At 39.6% G+C, this 14,135-nt stretch carries 15 protein-coding genes, 1 tRNA gene, 1 other RNA gene and 1 other annotated feature; of the genes, 14 read left to right on the top strand and 3 right to left on the bottom strand.

Annotation, left to right across the window (positions count from 1 at the left end; translation table 11 throughout):
• Positions 1-185: 185 nt before the first annotated feature.
• A complete protein-coding gene (locus tag IRB43_RS17185; RefSeq protein ID WP_203364689.1) occupies positions 186-662 on the top strand; it encodes a glutathione peroxidase in 477 nt (158 codons plus the stop codon).
• Positions 663-710: 48 nt separating this feature from the next.
• Here IRB43_RS17185 and IRB43_RS17180 read toward each other — a convergent pair whose 3' ends face one another.
• Positions 711-1,448, bottom strand: a complete 738-nt coding sequence (locus IRB43_RS17180; RefSeq protein WP_238942082.1) for a YaaC family protein — start codon at positions 1,446-1,448, stop codon at positions 711-713.
• Positions 1,449-1,555: 107 nt separating this feature from the next.
• Here IRB43_RS17180 and guaB point away from each other — a divergent pair, with 107 nt between their 5' ends.
• The 6 genes from guaB to IRB43_RS17150 all read left to right on the top strand — a co-directional run bounded on the left by guaB (position 1,556) and on the right by IRB43_RS17150 (position 8,016).
• On the top strand, positions 1,556-3,019 hold the full coding sequence (gene guaB, locus IRB43_RS17175; protein WP_203364687.1) for an IMP dehydrogenase: 1,464 nt from the start codon (positions 1,556-1,558) through the stop codon (positions 3,017-3,019).
• 152 nt (positions 3,020-3,171) lie between these two features.
• Positions 3,172-4,530, top strand: coding sequence for a serine hydrolase (locus IRB43_RS17170; protein ID WP_343070910.1), 1,359 nt, complete (start codon positions 3,172-3,174; stop codon positions 4,528-4,530).
• 162 nt (positions 4,531-4,692) lie between these two features.
• Entirely contained in the window at positions 4,693-5,574 is an 882-nt protein-coding gene (gene pdxS / locus IRB43_RS17165; RefSeq protein WP_203364685.1) for a pyridoxal 5'-phosphate synthase lyase subunit PdxS, read from the top strand.
• Between the two features lie 18 nt (positions 5,575-5,592).
• Entirely contained in the window at positions 5,593-6,180 is a 588-nt protein-coding gene (pdxT, locus tag IRB43_RS17160) for a pyridoxal 5'-phosphate synthase glutaminase subunit PdxT (RefSeq protein ID WP_203364684.1), read from the top strand.
• 112 nt (positions 6,181-6,292) lie between these two features.
• Positions 6,293-6,503: a binding site (T-box leader), on the top strand.
• A gap of 48 nt (positions 6,504-6,551) precedes the next feature.
• Positions 6,552-7,829, top strand: a complete 1,278-nt coding sequence (serS, locus tag IRB43_RS17155) for a serine--tRNA ligase (protein ID WP_203364683.1) — start codon at positions 6,552-6,554, stop codon at positions 7,827-7,829.
• Positions 7,830-7,923: 94 nt separating this feature from the next.
• Positions 7,924-8,016 (top strand) — tRNA-Ser (locus IRB43_RS17150).
• Positions 8,017-8,086: 70 nt separating this feature from the next.
• Here the strand turns inward: IRB43_RS17150 and IRB43_RS17145 are convergent.
• Positions 8,087-8,755, bottom strand: coding sequence for a deoxynucleoside kinase (locus IRB43_RS17145; protein ID WP_203364682.1), 669 nt, complete (start codon positions 8,753-8,755; stop codon positions 8,087-8,089).
• Positions 8,752-9,393 (bottom strand): deoxynucleoside kinase, encoded by a 642-nt coding sequence (locus IRB43_RS17140; RefSeq protein ID WP_203364681.1) that lies wholly within the window; start codon positions 9,391-9,393, stop codon positions 8,752-8,754. Before IRB43_RS17140 ends, IRB43_RS17145 begins: the two co-directional genes overlap by 4 nt.
• A gap of 207 nt (positions 9,394-9,600) precedes the next feature.
• On the opposite strand from IRB43_RS17140, the gene tadA reads away from it, so the two are divergent.
• The 7 genes from tadA (at position 9,601) to IRB43_RS17105 (ending at position 13,864) form a co-directional block, all read left to right on the top strand.
• The gene (gene tadA / locus IRB43_RS17135; RefSeq protein ID WP_203364680.1) at positions 9,601-10,110 is read left to right on the top strand and encodes a tRNA adenosine(34) deaminase TadA; all 510 of its coding nucleotides are present in this window, start codon (positions 9,601-9,603) and stop codon (positions 10,108-10,110) included.
• A 92-nt stretch (positions 10,111-10,202) separates the two neighbouring features.
• Positions 10,203-10,467: signal recognition particle sRNA large type (gene ffs / locus IRB43_RS17130), an RNA gene on the top strand.
• Positions 10,468-10,672: 205 nt separating this feature from the next.
• Positions 10,673-12,364 (top strand): DNA polymerase III subunit gamma/tau, encoded by a 1,692-nt coding sequence (gene dnaX / locus IRB43_RS17125; RefSeq protein WP_203364679.1) that lies wholly within the window; start codon positions 10,673-10,675, stop codon positions 12,362-12,364.
• Between the two features lie 20 nt (positions 12,365-12,384).
• On the top strand, positions 12,385-12,699 hold the full coding sequence (locus tag IRB43_RS17120) for a YbaB/EbfC family nucleoid-associated protein (protein ID WP_203364678.1): 315 nt from the start codon (positions 12,385-12,387) through the stop codon (positions 12,697-12,699).
• 15 nt (positions 12,700-12,714) lie between these two features.
• Positions 12,715-13,311, top strand: coding sequence for a recombination mediator RecR (gene recR, locus IRB43_RS17115; RefSeq protein WP_203364677.1), 597 nt, complete (start codon positions 12,715-12,717; stop codon positions 13,309-13,311).
• Positions 13,312-13,324: 13 nt separating this feature from the next.
• The gene (locus IRB43_RS17110) at positions 13,325-13,543 is read left to right on the top strand and encodes a YaaL family protein (protein WP_203364676.1); all 219 of its coding nucleotides are present in this window, start codon (positions 13,325-13,327) and stop codon (positions 13,541-13,543) included.
• A gap of 57 nt (positions 13,544-13,600) precedes the next feature.
• Positions 13,601-13,864 carry a pro-sigmaK processing inhibitor BofA family protein gene (locus IRB43_RS17105; protein ID WP_203364675.1) on the top strand — a complete coding sequence of 88 codons (264 nt, stop codon included), beginning with the start codon at positions 13,601-13,603 and terminating at the stop codon, positions 13,862-13,864.
• Positions 13,865-14,135: the final 271 nt, after the last annotated feature.

Raw genomic sequence — 14,135 nt, 5'->3', positions numbered from 1 at the left:
GGGGGTTTCCCCCTGTGAGAGTAGGACGTTGCCAGGCACTAACGAAAAGAACAGCTCAGGCTGTTCTTTTTTTGTCGACCAAATTATTAGTGTTTCCTATTTATGAACGCTTCCTTTTTGCTATTTGTCATCATGAAGAGATACAATTAAAAATAGTAGCTTAAGCGCTAAAGGAGGAGTATACAATGGAATCAATTTATGATATTGAAGTAACAAAAATAAATGGTGAATCTGTTTTGCTTTCTAACTATAAAGGACAAGTATTATTGATTGTGAATACGGCCAGTAAATGCGGTTTTACGCCTCAGTTTACCGAACTGCAAGCACTTTATGAAAAGTATAAAGAACAAGGATTCACAGTGTTAGGGTTCCCTAGCGATCAGTTTATGAATCAAGAATTTGCCGCAAATGATCAAATTATAGAGTTTTGCCAGGTAAACTATGGCGTATCTTTTCCGATGTTTGCAAAAACAGAAGTAAAAGGTTCTCATGCGAACCCTTTGTTTCAATTCTTAACAAAAAAACAATCAGGATTATTAACTGAAGGGATTAAATGGAATTTCACCAAGTTTTTGATCAATAGAGAAGGCGAAGTTATTGGTCGTTATGCTCCGCAAACAAGCCCTGCAAAAATTGAAAATGATATTCAAAAGCTGTTATAAATAATGCTTGAGAAAATGTATTTTCTTATTTTTGATGAGTCAACCTTATTATTTAACAGCGCCTTTTCGTAAATAGTCCTCGATCAATAGAGGTGTTTTATGAATAGAAATAGTTAAAAATTGTTTAATAAAGGGATATTCTTCACCAGGCATTAACTTCAGCAACTCATACCACCATTCTGTTTCGTAACGGGCGATCATGCTTAAATTATAGAGAAGGGCGTAATAAATCATTAACTCTGAGTAGAAAATGGTTTCCTCGTTTTTCTCTGATTTAATAGAGGTGGAGTGTTTCTCATATGGAAGGAACAAAGAAGACAGTTCAGGGATTTGTTTAAGTAAGGTTTTCATCTTTAACTTTGTTCCTTCTATATGCGTTGTATGAAACATTTTTTCACTAAAATGAATAAATAGGCCGTGCCGTTGTATTTTCACTTCATCTTGAAAGAAATGATAATTTTGCTTTTTCTTTTTTCGAGAAGATAGTCCGTGGGCAAGGACTTGCACAGAAGTCGGATAAAAGGGGTCTACAGTAAGCAGACAAGCTTTTAATAAATGACTTAACCCGTAAAATGCCAGTACAGGCTGGACGGCAATAGGAGCTTGTTGAGCCTGTTTTAAAAGCAGTTCTCCATGCTCTAAACAGTAAATAAAGCGATAACAGTTATCGTAAGCGCATTGTTCTACTTGTTCAATCTCATTCACTTTATAGCTAGCTTGCAAGAAAGATTTAGCTCTTGGCACACTGTAATAAGAGAGTAATGGGTCTTCTTGAAAAGGAAACATAGAAACCTCCGAATTTTCAAAAAAGTCTAACATCTACTACATGTCTTGACAGTATTTTACCCAATTGATAACCTACTAATAATATTTTCGACTAGGAGGCTTAAAAAATGTGGGAAAATAAGTTTTCAAAGGAAGGCTTAACTTTTGATGATGTACTGTTAGTGCCTGCTAAATCTGAAGTTCTTCCGAAGGATGTAAGCTTGCAGACAACGCTTACGGAGACGTTAAAATTAAATATTCCTATGATCAGTGCTGGAATGGATACTGTAACGGAAGCAGATATGGCTATTGGAATGGCGCGCCAAGGCGGTCTTGGAATTATTCATAAAAACATGAGCATTGAGCAACAAGCTGAGCAAGTGGATAAAGTCAAACGTTCAGAAAGCGGTGTTATTACAGATCCGTTCTTCTTAACGCCGGATCATCAAGTGTTCGATGCTGAACATTTAATGGGAAAATACCGTATTTCAGGTGTTCCGATTGTTAACAATGAAGAGGAACAAAAGCTTGTCGGCATCTTAACTAACCGTGATCTTCGCTTTATTCAAGACTATTCGATTCCAATTAATGATGTAATGACAAAGGAAAATCTTGTTACTGCTCCAGTTGGAACGACGTTAGATGAAGCAGAAAAAATTCTTCAAAAGTATAAAATTGAAAAGCTCCCACTAGTCGATAGTCAAGGCGTGTTAAAAGGCTTGATTACGATTAAAGATATTGAAAAAGTCATTGAGTTCCCTAACTCAGCGAAAGATAGCCAAGGACGTCTTTTGGTTGGCGCAGCAGTTGGGGTAACGAAAGATACAATGAAACGTATTGAAATGCTTGTCAAAGCTCATGTAGATGTAGTTGTCGTGGATACAGCTCATGGACATTCTCAAGGTGTTATTGAGACAGTGAAAGAGATCCGTGCGGCATATCCTGAGTTAAATATTATTGCAGGTAACGTGGCGACAGCAGAAGCGACGAAAGCGTTAATTGAAGCTGGAGCAGATGTAGTCAAAGTAGGAATTGGACCTGGGTCTATTTGTACAACTCGTGTTGTAGCAGGAGTAGGTGTTCCTCAAATTACAGCTGTTTATGATTGTGCGACAGAAGCTCGCAAGCATGGTAAAGCGATTATTGCTGATGGCGGGATTAAATATTCAGGAGATATCGTAAAAGCTCTTGCAGCAGGTGGGCATGCGGTTATGCTTGGAAGCTTGTTAGCAGGTACATCTGAAAGTCCTGGGGAAACAGAAATTTACCAAGGTAGACGTTTTAAAGTATATCGTGGCATGGGGTCTGTTGGAGCGATGGAAAAAGGATCAAAAGACCGTTATTTCCAAGAAGATGCGAAGAAATTTGTTCCTGAAGGAATTGAAGGACGCATTCCTTATAAAGGGCCGATTTCTGATACTTTATATCAACTAGTTGGCGGCTTACGCGCAGGTATGGGTTACTGTGGCACGAAGGACCTTACTGAGCTTCGTGAAAATAGTCAGTTCGTTCGTATGACGGGTGCAGGTTTAAGAGAAAGTCATCCGCATGATGTACAAATTACGAAAGAAGCACCGAACTATTCTCTATAATGAAACAGTCAAAAGACTGTATAAAGGGAGTCTCCCTTTATACAGTCTTTTTTTCATGTAAATGGAAATGAGTCCGAATATTCTCGTATATATTTATAAAAGTTATTTATGTTACAATAACGAAAGTGAAATAAAAGATGGAGGGTTTATTAGTGAGGAGTAAAAAGATTAATAAGTATGTAGCTATGCTACTGAGCTTGCTATTAGTTGCTAGTTTATGGTTACCGGCGAAAACAGTTCAAGCGGCAGAAAATATGAAGATAAATGCTAGCGCAGCTATTTTAATAGATGGAGAGACTGGACAAATATTATTTGAACAAAATCCAGATCAATTATTAGGGATTGCTAGTATGACAAAAATGATGACTGAATATTTATTGCTCGAAGCGATCAATGAGAAAAAAGTGACTTGGGATCAGCAATATACAGTCAGTGAGTATGCTTATAAAATTTCTCAAGACCGCAGTTTGTCTAACGTTCCTCTTCGTTTAGGAGAAACCTATAATGTTCGGGAATTGTATGAAGCGATGACGATTTATTCTGCGAACGGAGCAGCTATTGCTCTTGCAGAAGTCATTTCAGGCTCGGAAGCAGAATTCGTTAAACTAATGAATAAAAAAGGGAAAAAGCTTGGTTTAAAAGATTATAAATTTGTTAATGCCTCCGGTCTGTCTAACAGCGATTTAAAAGGAATGCATCCAAACACAAGCACTCCTAAAGATGAAAATCTTTTGTCGGCAAGAGCGACGGCTAAACTGGCTTTCAAATTACTGCAAGACTATCCAGAAGTATTAGAAACAGCCAGTATTCCAAAAAAGAGCTTCCGTGAAGGAACAAGTGATGAAATTAAAATGTCCAATTGGAACTGGATGTTACCTTCCCTATTGTTCAGTTATGAAGGGATGACGGGATTAAAAACAGGTACAACTGATTTTGCCGGTTCTTGTTTCACTGGAACAGCTGAACGTGACGGCAGACAGTTAATCTCGGTTGTGATGAATGCTAAGGATGCGTCGGGCAAAAGCGGTCCAGAAGCAAGATTTGTAGAAACAAAGAAACTGCTTGATTATGGATTTAATCAATTTGAGCAAAAAGAGGTTATCAAAAAGGGCTATCAAGTAAAAGGGCAAGAAACTGTACAGATTCCTAAAGGTAAATCTAAACAGGTAGCAATTCAAGCAGAAACTCCGTTAATAGTTAATGTAAAAAAAGGAGAAAAAACGAAATATAAAGCGAAAATAGACTATGAACATTCGGTTTTTGTTGGTGAAAATCAACTTGAAGCACCTGTAAAAAAAGGCGAAGTGGTTGGTTTTTTATCTGTTGTTTCTGAAAAAGGAGCACCTGTAAAATACTTAACGAAAGAAGAAGCGACACAAGCAAAAATACCAGTTGTAGTGACTGAAACAGTTGAAAAAGCGAATTGGTTTATTTTATCGATGAGAGCGATTGGAGGCTTTTTCTCCGGGGTTTGGCACGGGTTGGTTGATATGATAACTGGTTGGTTTTAATAAAAATCACCTTCTGATCTTGACAGAAGGTGATTTTTCGTGTTTATTAATATTTAAGGAAAAAATAAAATGTTTAGATTAATCTTAATAATTTGTTTTTTAATCGAGATTTTATTTTTAACGAAAAATACATATAACGAAAAGGTATAGGAGGACAATAGAATGAATACAGGTACAGATCGCGTAAAACGTGGAATGGCAGAAATGCAAAAGGGTGGCGTCATTATGGACGTTATCAATGCAGAACAAGCGAAAATTGCGGAGGAAGCTGGTGCGGTAGCTGTTATGGCTCTTGAACGTGTTCCGTCTGATATTCGTGCAGCGGGTGGCGTATCACGTATGGCAGATCCTCGTATTATTGAAGAAGTAATGAATGCTGTATCTATTCCAGTAATGGCGAAAGCTCGTATTGGTCATATTACAGAAGCACGTGTGTTAGAAGCGTTAGGTGTTGATTACATTGATGAAAGTGAAGTATTAACTCCAGCAGATGAAGAGTATCACTTACTAAAAAGCGATTTCACTGTTCCGTTTGTTTGTGGATGCCGTGATCTTGGTGAAGCAGCTCGTCGTATCGGTGAAGGTGCTTCGATGTTAAGAACGAAAGGTGAACCAGGAACAGGAAATATCGTGGAAGCTGTTCGTCATATGCGCAAAGTAAATGCACAAGTGCGTAAAGTTGTGAACATGAATGAAGATGAACTGATGACAGAAGCGAAATTACTTGGTGCGCCATTTGAACTTCTTATGCAAATTAAACGCGAAGGTCGTCTTCCTGTTGTTAACTTTGCAGCGGGTGGCGTAGCAACACCAGCGGATGCTGCTCTGATGATGCAACTTGGTGCAGATGGCGTATTCGTAGGTTCTGGAATTTTCAAATCTGATAACCCAGCTAAATTTGCTCGCGCCATTGTAGAAGCGACTACTCATTACCAAGATTACAAATTAATTGCTGAGCTTTCAAAAGATCTTGGTACAGCGATGAAAGGAATCGAAATCTCTACTCTTTCTCCGGATCAACGTATGCAAGAACGTGGCTGGTAAGTAAAGGAGCGATACAACATGGTCAAAATTGGAGTGTTAGGTTTGCAAGGAGCGGTTCGCGAACATGTTCGTTCGATTGAAGCAACTGGTGCTGAAGCGATTGTCGTGAAGAAAGCGGAGCAGCTAGAAGAATTAGATGGATTGATTCTTCCAGGTGGTGAAAGCACAACGATGCGTCGATTAGTGGACTTATATGGATTTATGGAGCCACTGAGAGAATTCGGTCGTCAAGGGAAGCCGATGTTTGGTACTTGTGCTGGTTTAATTATGTTAGCGAAGAACATTGTCGGTTATGATGAAGCACATATCGGCTTGATGGATATTACAGTGGAGCGAAATTCTTTTGGACGTCAAAAAGAAAGCTTTGAAGCGGATCTTGAAATTAAAGGGGTTTCCGGTTCGTATACAGCGGTCTTTATTCGTGCACCGCATATCGTATCAGTTGGACCAGAAACAGAAATTTTGGCTGAATGCGATGATCGTATCGTGGCAGCTAGAGATCGAAACTTCTTAGGTTGCTCTTTCCATCCAGAATTGACGGAGGATCACAGCATCACTCGTTATTTTGTGGACATGGTTGAGCAATCAAAGAAAGTACAAGTATAGAAAACAATGGGCTGTCGCACAGAAGAGATGTTCTCTTCTGTGCTTGTTTTTCTTTTGGAAGAACACTTGCACTGAAAACGTGAATATAGTACATTGTAAGTGTGAATCATATAGTAAATCGATGAGAGGAAATAGTAACAAGGTGTTCATTCTTCAGAGAGCCGGTGGTTGGTGAGAATCGGTGAAAGGCGCTTGTGAATCCATCCTCGAGTGAAATGCTGAACGTTTGAAGTAGGCATTTACGGTAAAAAACCGTTATTTTTTCGAGTGGAAAGCATTTGCTTTCAACTAGGGTGGCAACGCGGGTTTAACTCGTCCCTTTTTTAGGGACGAGTTTTTTGCGTTCAAAAAAGATTAAAGGAGGAACAAACATGCTAGATATTAAATATTTACGTACTCATTTTGAAGAAGTGAAAAATCGCTTGCAGCACCGCGGTGAAGATTTATCCGCTTTTGATAATTTTGAGAAACTTGATCAAAAGCGCCGTGAACTACTTGTAGAGACGGAGGAATTAAAAAGTAAGAGAAACAGTGTCTCTCAACAAGTGGCCCAATTAAAACGTGAGAAGCAAGATGCCGATCATTTAATTACAGAAATGCGTGAAGTAGGCGATCGTATTAAAGAATTAGATGAAGACTTAAAACAAGTAGAACAAGAATTAAACGGTCTGTTATTAACAATCCCGAACATTCCGCATGAAAGTGTTCCGATCGGGGAAACAGAAGATGACAATGTTGAAGCGCGCAAATGGGGAGAAATCCCGCAATTTGATTTTGAAGCGAAGCCTCACTGGGATGTAGCAGGCGATTTAGGTATTCTTGATTTTGAACGTGCAGGAAAAGTAACAGGTAGCCGCTTTGTCTTTTATAAAGGAATGGGTGCAAAGCTTGAACGTGCGTTAATTAGCTTTATGTTAGATCTTCATTCTGAGGAACATGGCTATGAAGAAATGCTTCCTCCTTATATGGTGAATCGTACAAGTATGACAGGAACAGGACAACTTCCGAAGTTTGAAGAAGATGCGTTTTTGATTAAAGAAGAAGATTATTTCCTGATTCCAACAGCGGAAGTACCAGTAACAAACTACCACCGCGATGAAATTTTGGATGCTGAGCAATTGCCGATTGCTTATGCGGCATATAGTGCTTGTTTCCGGTCTGAAGCGGGTTCTGCCGGTCGTGACACACGAGGTCTTATTCGTCAGCATCAGTTTAATAAAGTCGAATTAGTTCGCTTTGTGAAGCCGGAAGATTCTTATGCGGAGCTAGAAAAATTAACAGGTCATGCAGAGAAGGTATTGCAATTGTTGAAATTGCCATATCGCGTAATGAGCATGTGTACAGCTGACCTTGGCTTTACAGCGGCGAAAAAATATGATATTGAAGTGTGGATTCCAAGCTATGGGACATACCGTGAGATTTCTTCTTGCAGTAACTTTGAAGCGTTTCAAGCGCGCCGAGCGAATATTCGTTTCCGCCGTGAGAAAAATGGTAAGCCAGAACATGTGCATACATTGAATGGATCTGGTTTGGCGATTGGTCGAACAGTGGCTGCCATTTTGGAAAATTACCAGCAGGAAGATGGAAGTGTCATCATTCCAGAAGTGTTACGACCTTATATGGGCGGTAAAGAAAAGATTTCAAACTAAGGAATCAAGCAGGAGAGAACGTCCCTCTCCTGTCTTTAAAAAAATACTGTTGACATACGAAATAGCGATATGATAAATTAAATCTTGTCGATACGGAGGAATACCCAAGTCTGGCTGAAGGGATCGGTCTTGAAAACCGACAGGCGGGTTAAACCGCGCGGGGGTTCGAATCCCTCTTCCTCCGCCACTATTGATTAACAAGCGCATATAAATTGGAGATTTTAAAATCCGCTGCTTACGGGCAGCGGATTTTTTTATTATTTGAGATAATGGGTTGTTTGCTTTAGTAAATAGCTGATTCGTTCTATAATTTCCTCGATGGAGTCAGGATTTTGGATTAAATCATAATCATTAATGTTTAAGCGAAGCACCGGGCAAGTGTTGAAGGAATTAATCCAGTCTTCATATCGCTGGTGCATTTCTTGCCAATAAGAGACGGGGGTGCTTTTTTCCATCATTCGTCCACGCGAGTTAATTCGCTCAAGAATGTCGTCCAATGGACCTTCTAAGTAAATTAATAAATTGGGGTGCGGAAAATATGGTGTCATCACCATCGCTTGAAATAGACTTGTGTATGTTTCATAATCAACTTTGGACATTGTTCCTTTTTCGTAATGCATGCGGGCGAAAATTCCAGTATCTTCATAAATAGAGCGGTCTTGAATAAAGCCTCCCCCATATTCAAAGATCTTCTTTTGTTCTTTAAAGCGTTCGGCTAGAAAGTAGATCTGTAAATGAAAGCTCCATGATTTAAAGTCATCATAAAATTTATCTAAGTATGGATTAGCATCTACTTTTTCGAAAGAAGTGCGAAAATGAAGCGCTTCTGCTAATGCTTTTGTCATAGTTGATTTTCCTACTCCCACCGTTCCGGCGATCGTGAATACTGACTGTTTAGGAATTCCGTATTTTTCTCGAAGATTCATCGTTGTTGATTGCTCCTTTGTATCCTGTTTACGATTTCGTCGAAAATAAACTGTAAATCTTCTTCGTTCTCGACGAAGTCTAATTGGTCCCCATCAATTCTTAAAATCGAGGTATTGTTGTTTTGTTGCTCGAATGTATGAATAAAATGCTCATAGTCATCTGATAATTGCTGTAAATAAGCGGGATCTATATTTTTCTCGAATTCACGGCCCCTCTTTTCAATCCGCTTCATTAATGTTTCAAGACTGGCATGAATATAAATAATGAGATTAGGTGAAGGCATGTCCTTCGTTAAAATATCATAAATACGGACGTATTTTTCCAGTTGCTGATTTTGTAATGTTCGGTTAGCAAAAATGAGGTTTTTAAAAATATGATAATCTGCTACCGTTGCTTGTTGGTTGAATAAGACTTTCTTTTGAATATCTTCAAGCTGTTTATAGCGGTTACAAAGAAAGAACATTTCTGTTTGGAAACTCCACTCATCAATATCCTCATAAAACTTATTGAGAAAAGGGTTTTCGTCTACAATTTCTTTTAAAAGATGAAAGTTGAATTGTTGTGATATTGCGCGAGCGAGAGAGGTTTTTCCGGCACCGATTGGCCCTTCAACAGCAAGAAAAGCCACATTGCTCATAGATGTGATCCTCCTACCAAAAAATTAGCTAGGCAATATTGTAGCATATAATGTTTGTCAGGAGCATGAGCCGAATAAGAAAAAATCCTGTTATTATGTAATGAGAGTGTGATTGTAAGAGAAGAACGTTAAAGAGGACAATGGCTGATGTTTTTAAGAGCGATCCTTCTTTACGTTTCTGTTATTTTTTATGAAGGAGTATTCAAAATGGAACAGAATGATACATACTATATGGAATTGGCTCTTGAAGAAGCTAAAAAAGCAAGAGAGTTGGGCGAAGTTCCGATTGGAGCTGTGATCGTACATGAAGGAGAAGTGATCGCTTCTGCTTATAATTTGCGAGAGACGACTCAAAATGCGGTTACTCACGCGGAATTGTTAGCGATTGAGAAAGCATGTGAAAAGCTTGACACTTGGCGACTTGAAGGAGCGGAACTGTATGTCACTTTAGAACCGTGTCCGATGTGTAGTGGAGCAATTATTTTATCTCGGATCGCTCGTGTCGTTTACGGAGCTAAAGACCCTAAAGCAGGTTGTGCAGGAACATTGATGAATTTACTTGAGGATAGCCGGTTCAATCATCAAAGTGAGGTGCTCTCAGGTGTTCTTGAAGAGGAGTGCGGGCAAATATTAACTGCTTTTTTCAAAGAACTACGCGAACGGAAGAAAGCAGAGAAACAGAAGAGTAAGGGAGAAAAAGGAAGTTCTCTCTCCTAGACTATTTATTGCTTTTTTATCTTCTAGGTTGTATACTATTACTTGTGTCAGATGATTTAAGATTAGACACACTAATATTGGTATCAATTTTGCCGTGCTAGGTGGGGAGGTAGCGGTGCCCTGTACTCGCAATCCGCTCTAGCGGGACTGAATCCCTTCCCGAGGCTGTCATACTGTAGGGTCTGCCTTAAGTAAGTGGTGTTGACGTCCGGGTCCTGCGCAATGGGAACCCATGAACCATGTCAGGTCCGGAAGGAAGCAGCATTAAGTGGACTCTCTCATGTGCCGCGGGGCAGCCTGGATCGAGCTAACTGCTTAAGTAACGCTTATGGTTGGCTGTCGAAGGAAGGTGCACGGCAGTTATATACAATAAAGAACACTCATCCGTTTAGGGTGAGTTTTTTTGTGTTTGGCTCGGCTTTTCCACATCTGCTGAACGGGTGCAAAATATCATCAGTCGCTTTTTCCTTTTGATTTATCTAGCTACAGTGGCCGCTTTCGCTTTTCTTTTTTACAAGGTATAATACAAGGAGATAAAGATTGGAGAAAGAGGAGGGGAAGTATGGGTTATCAAGCATTATATCGCGTGTGGAGACCGCAAAATTTTATCGATGTTGTCGGTCAAGAACATGTGACTAAAACGTTGCAAAATGCCCTCCTGCAACAAAAAATTTCGCATGCTTATTTATTTTCTGGTCCGCGCGGGACGGGAAAGACAAGTGCGGCGAAAATTTTAGCTAAAGCGGTCAACTGTGAGCAAGCGCTGGCAACTGAGCCATGCAATCAATGCGCAGCCTGCCGAGGAATTACAGACGGCTCTATTCAAGATGTGATTGAAATTGACGCGGCTTCTAATAATGGAGTCGATGAGATTAGAGATATTCGTGACAAAGTCAAGTATGCACCTAGTGCTGCCCGATACAAAGTCTATATCATCGATGAAGTTCATATGCTGTCTATTGGAGCGTTTAACGCTTTATTAAAGACGCTGGAGGAACCGCCAAAGCATGTCATTTTTATTTTAGCTACAACAGAACCTCATAAGATTCCATTGACGATTATTTCTAGGTGTCAACGGTTTGATTTCAAGCGCATTACCTCTCAAGCTATTGTAGGGCGGATGGAGCTAATTATGAGAGAAAGCGGTCTGGAGTATGAAGAGAAAGTTCTTCCGATTATTGCCCGAGCGGCTGAAGGTGGCATGCGGGATGCCCTTAGTTTGCTTGATCAAGCCGTTTCTTATAGCGGAGACCGATTAACAGAAGAGGACGCTTTAACTGTAACGGGTGCTGTCGGACAAGAAATGCTCAATCATTTAGCACAAGCAATATATGAAAAAAATGCACCTGAAGCGCTTGCTGCTCTCGAGAAGCTGTTAATGCAAGGGAAGGACTCTTCTCGATTGGCTGAGGACTTCGTGTTGTATTTCCGAGATATGCTTCTTTACAAAACTGCGCCTGGTTTAGAGGAGTCGCTAGAGCGGGTATTACTTGATGATCAGTTCGTGTCTCTTTCTCAAAAAATAGAGCTAGATCAAATTTATGAATATATTCATGTCTTAAATCAAACTCAGCAAGACATGAAGTTCAGCAACCATGCACGAATTTATTTAGAAGTTGCTTTAGTGAAAATGTGTCAAGCGGAAGCCTCAATGAAAGCGACGGGTATACCAGAAACGAATACATTACTCGAAAGAATAGCCGCGCTAGAACGGGAATTGAAGCAGCTTCGTAGTCAACCAATGCAATCGGCACATCAAGCGGAAGCGCAGTCTCCAGCTAAACGGGCGAATCGCTCTTCCAAAGCATTTAAGGCACCGGTAGCTAAAATTGAAAAGGTTTTAGCCGGAGCAACTAAGCAAGATATTCAATTGATTAAAAGTCGTTGGGGAGATATGTTAAACTATCTTCATCAGCGTCAAATGAGATCGCAAGCTGCGCTACTTAATGATGCAGAGCCTGTAGCTGCCTCTCCAGATGCATTCGTGTTAAAATTCAAATATGAAATCCATTGTCAGATGGCCACGGAAAACAACATGTTTATTGAGTCGATCTCTTCTATTTTACAAGAGTTAACGGGAAATCTTTATCAACTGATTGGTGTTCCAGAGGATGTATGGTTATCGATTAGACAAAATTTCATTAAGACACAAAAGGAAGATGGTCACGAACAGGAAGAGCAGTCTGAAGAGGATCTTCTTATTTCGGAAGCACTTAAGCTGGTAGGGGAAGAACTGCTCGAAATTAAAGATTAATTACTAGGAGGATGAAACATATGCGTGGAATGGGAAATATGCAAAATATGATGAAACAAATGCAAAAAATGCAAAAGAAAATGGCGGAAGCACAAGAGGAACTTTCAGCAAAACAATTTGAAGGAACAGCTGGTGGCGGAATGGTCAAGGTCATTATGTCTGGACAAAAACAAGTGCTTGACGTGCAAATTAAAGAAGAAGTGGTTGATCCTGAAGATGTAGAAATGTTACAAGATTTAGTGCTTGCGGCGACAAACGATGCTTTGAAAAAAGTAGACGATGAAACAAACGCTACAATGGGGCAATTTACAAAAGGGATGAACCTACCTTTCTAGGAGGTATATGATCATATGTATTACCCGGAACCGATAACAAAGCTGATCGACAGCTTTATGAAACTGCCAGGCATCGGTCCAAAAACTGCTGCTCGTCTGGCGTTTTTTGTTCTTGATATGAAAGAAGAAGATGTGCTCGATTTTGCTAAATCGCTTGTGAATGCGAAACGAGACCTTGGTTACTGTTCAGTGTGTGGACACATTACGGATCAAGATCCTTGTGCTATTTGTGCGGATGAACGCCGCGATCGCAGTGTAATCTGTGTTGTTCAAGACCCGAAAGACGTCATTGCTATGGAGAAAATGAAAGAGTTTAACGGGTTGTATCACGTGCTTCAAGGTGCGATCTCTCCTATGGAAGGCATTGGACCTGAAGATATTAATATTCCGGATTTATTGAAACGACTGCAGGATGAAACTATTGTTGAAGTCATCCTCGCCACCAACCCTAACATTGAAGGGGAGGCGACAGCGATGTATATTTCTCGCTTATTAAAACCATCCGGCATTCGTGTGACTCGCATAGCTCATGGTTTACCAGTCGGAGGAGACCTTGAATACGCAGATGAAGTGACACTTTCTAAAGCCTTAGAAGGAAGAAGAGAAGTATAGAAAGGGGATCTTCATGTTTTTTCGAAAAAAGAATAAGCTGAAGAAGGCGCATGATGAGAATTTAATGCAACTCTTAGAGCAATCCAAGCAAGAATGGTTTAAGCATCGGGAATTATTAAGGCTGAGTTTTGAACATAACGAAGAGTTAGTTGCTCAGACGAAAATTCACGAAGCAAAATATTTCTTTTTATTTCGTGAAGTCAGGAAAAGAAACATCCGCATAAAAAATTAATGAACCTCATATTCTTTATTTAAAGGACAACCTTTTAAAGAATAGGAGAGGGTGTACGTGTATATAGCCGGAGGGATCATTGTTGTTGTTCTCTTAATTAGTTTGCTGGCCAGTCTGTCTTCTCCAGTCAAACCGGTTAAGCTAGCTAGTATCCTTTTTGTGAAAGTGATCGTAGGAGCTTTTTTTCTGTTCTTACTTAATTCCTTCAGCGGTGATTACGGATTGCATGTGCCGATTAATCTAGTCACTTCAACGATTGCTGGGGTACTTGGTATCGCTGGAGTAGCAGCATTGGCTGTTGTTCAACTATGGATCCTTTAAAAACAGTCTAGATGTAACATGCTAGACTGTTTTTTTATTGGTGAATTATTTTTTTAAAAAGTATTGACGTCTGTATTTTAAATTGTTATATTAAGTAACGTTGTTGCTGAAAAAATTCGGTAACAAAAAATAAAAAAGTTGTTGACTTCAGATTCGTAAGTTGATATGATAATAAAGTCGCTTGAGAGCGATAAAGATTGAACATTGAAAACTGAACAAAATAAACGTCAACGTTAATTCAAATTTTATTTTATGAGCAAGTCAAACATCT

Source organism: Bacillus sp. REN10, from assembly GCF_016820555.1.
Classification (GTDB): domain Bacteria; phylum Bacillota; class Bacilli; order Bacillales; family Domibacillaceae; genus Bacillus_CE.
The sequence above is the reverse complement of the archived record's forward strand: the minus strand, read 5'-3'. Positions and strand labels throughout refer to the sequence as shown.

Excerpts from the sequence above, each read along its gene's own strand:
- IRB43_RS17185 (WP_203364689.1), top strand. The coding sequence starts at position 186 with ATGGAATCAATTTATGATATTGAAGTAACAAAAATAAATGGTGAATCT.
- IRB43_RS17180 (WP_238942082.1), bottom strand. The coding sequence starts at position 1,448 with ATGTTTCCTTTTCAAGAAGACCCATTACTCTCTTATTACAGTGTGCCA.
- guaB (WP_203364687.1), top strand. The coding sequence starts at position 1,556 with ATGTGGGAAAATAAGTTTTCAAAGGAAGGCTTAACTTTTGATGATGTA.
- pdxS (WP_203364685.1), top strand. The coding sequence starts at position 4,693 with ATGAATACAGGTACAGATCGCGTAAAACGTGGAATGGCAGAAATGCAA.
- pdxT (WP_203364684.1), top strand. The coding sequence starts at position 5,593 with ATGGTCAAAATTGGAGTGTTAGGTTTGCAAGGAGCGGTTCGCGAACAT.
- serS (WP_203364683.1), top strand. The coding sequence starts at position 6,552 with ATGCTAGATATTAAATATTTACGTACTCATTTTGAAGAAGTGAAAAAT.
- IRB43_RS17145 (WP_203364682.1), bottom strand. The coding sequence starts at position 8,755 with ATGAATCTTCGAGAAAAATACGGAATTCCTAAACAGTCAGTATTCACG.
- IRB43_RS17140 (WP_203364681.1), bottom strand. The coding sequence starts at position 9,393 with ATGAGCAATGTGGCTTTTCTTGCTGTTGAAGGGCCAATCGGTGCCGGA.
- tadA (WP_203364680.1), top strand. The coding sequence starts at position 9,601 with ATGGAACAGAATGATACATACTATATGGAATTGGCTCTTGAAGAAGCT.
- dnaX (WP_203364679.1), top strand. The coding sequence starts at position 10,673 with ATGGGTTATCAAGCATTATATCGCGTGTGGAGACCGCAAAATTTTATC.
- IRB43_RS17120 (WP_203364678.1), top strand. The coding sequence starts at position 12,385 with ATGCGTGGAATGGGAAATATGCAAAATATGATGAAACAAATGCAAAAA.
- recR (WP_203364677.1), top strand. The coding sequence starts at position 12,715 with ATGTATTACCCGGAACCGATAACAAAGCTGATCGACAGCTTTATGAAA.
- IRB43_RS17110 (WP_203364676.1), top strand. The coding sequence starts at position 13,325 with ATGTTTTTTCGAAAAAAGAATAAGCTGAAGAAGGCGCATGATGAGAAT.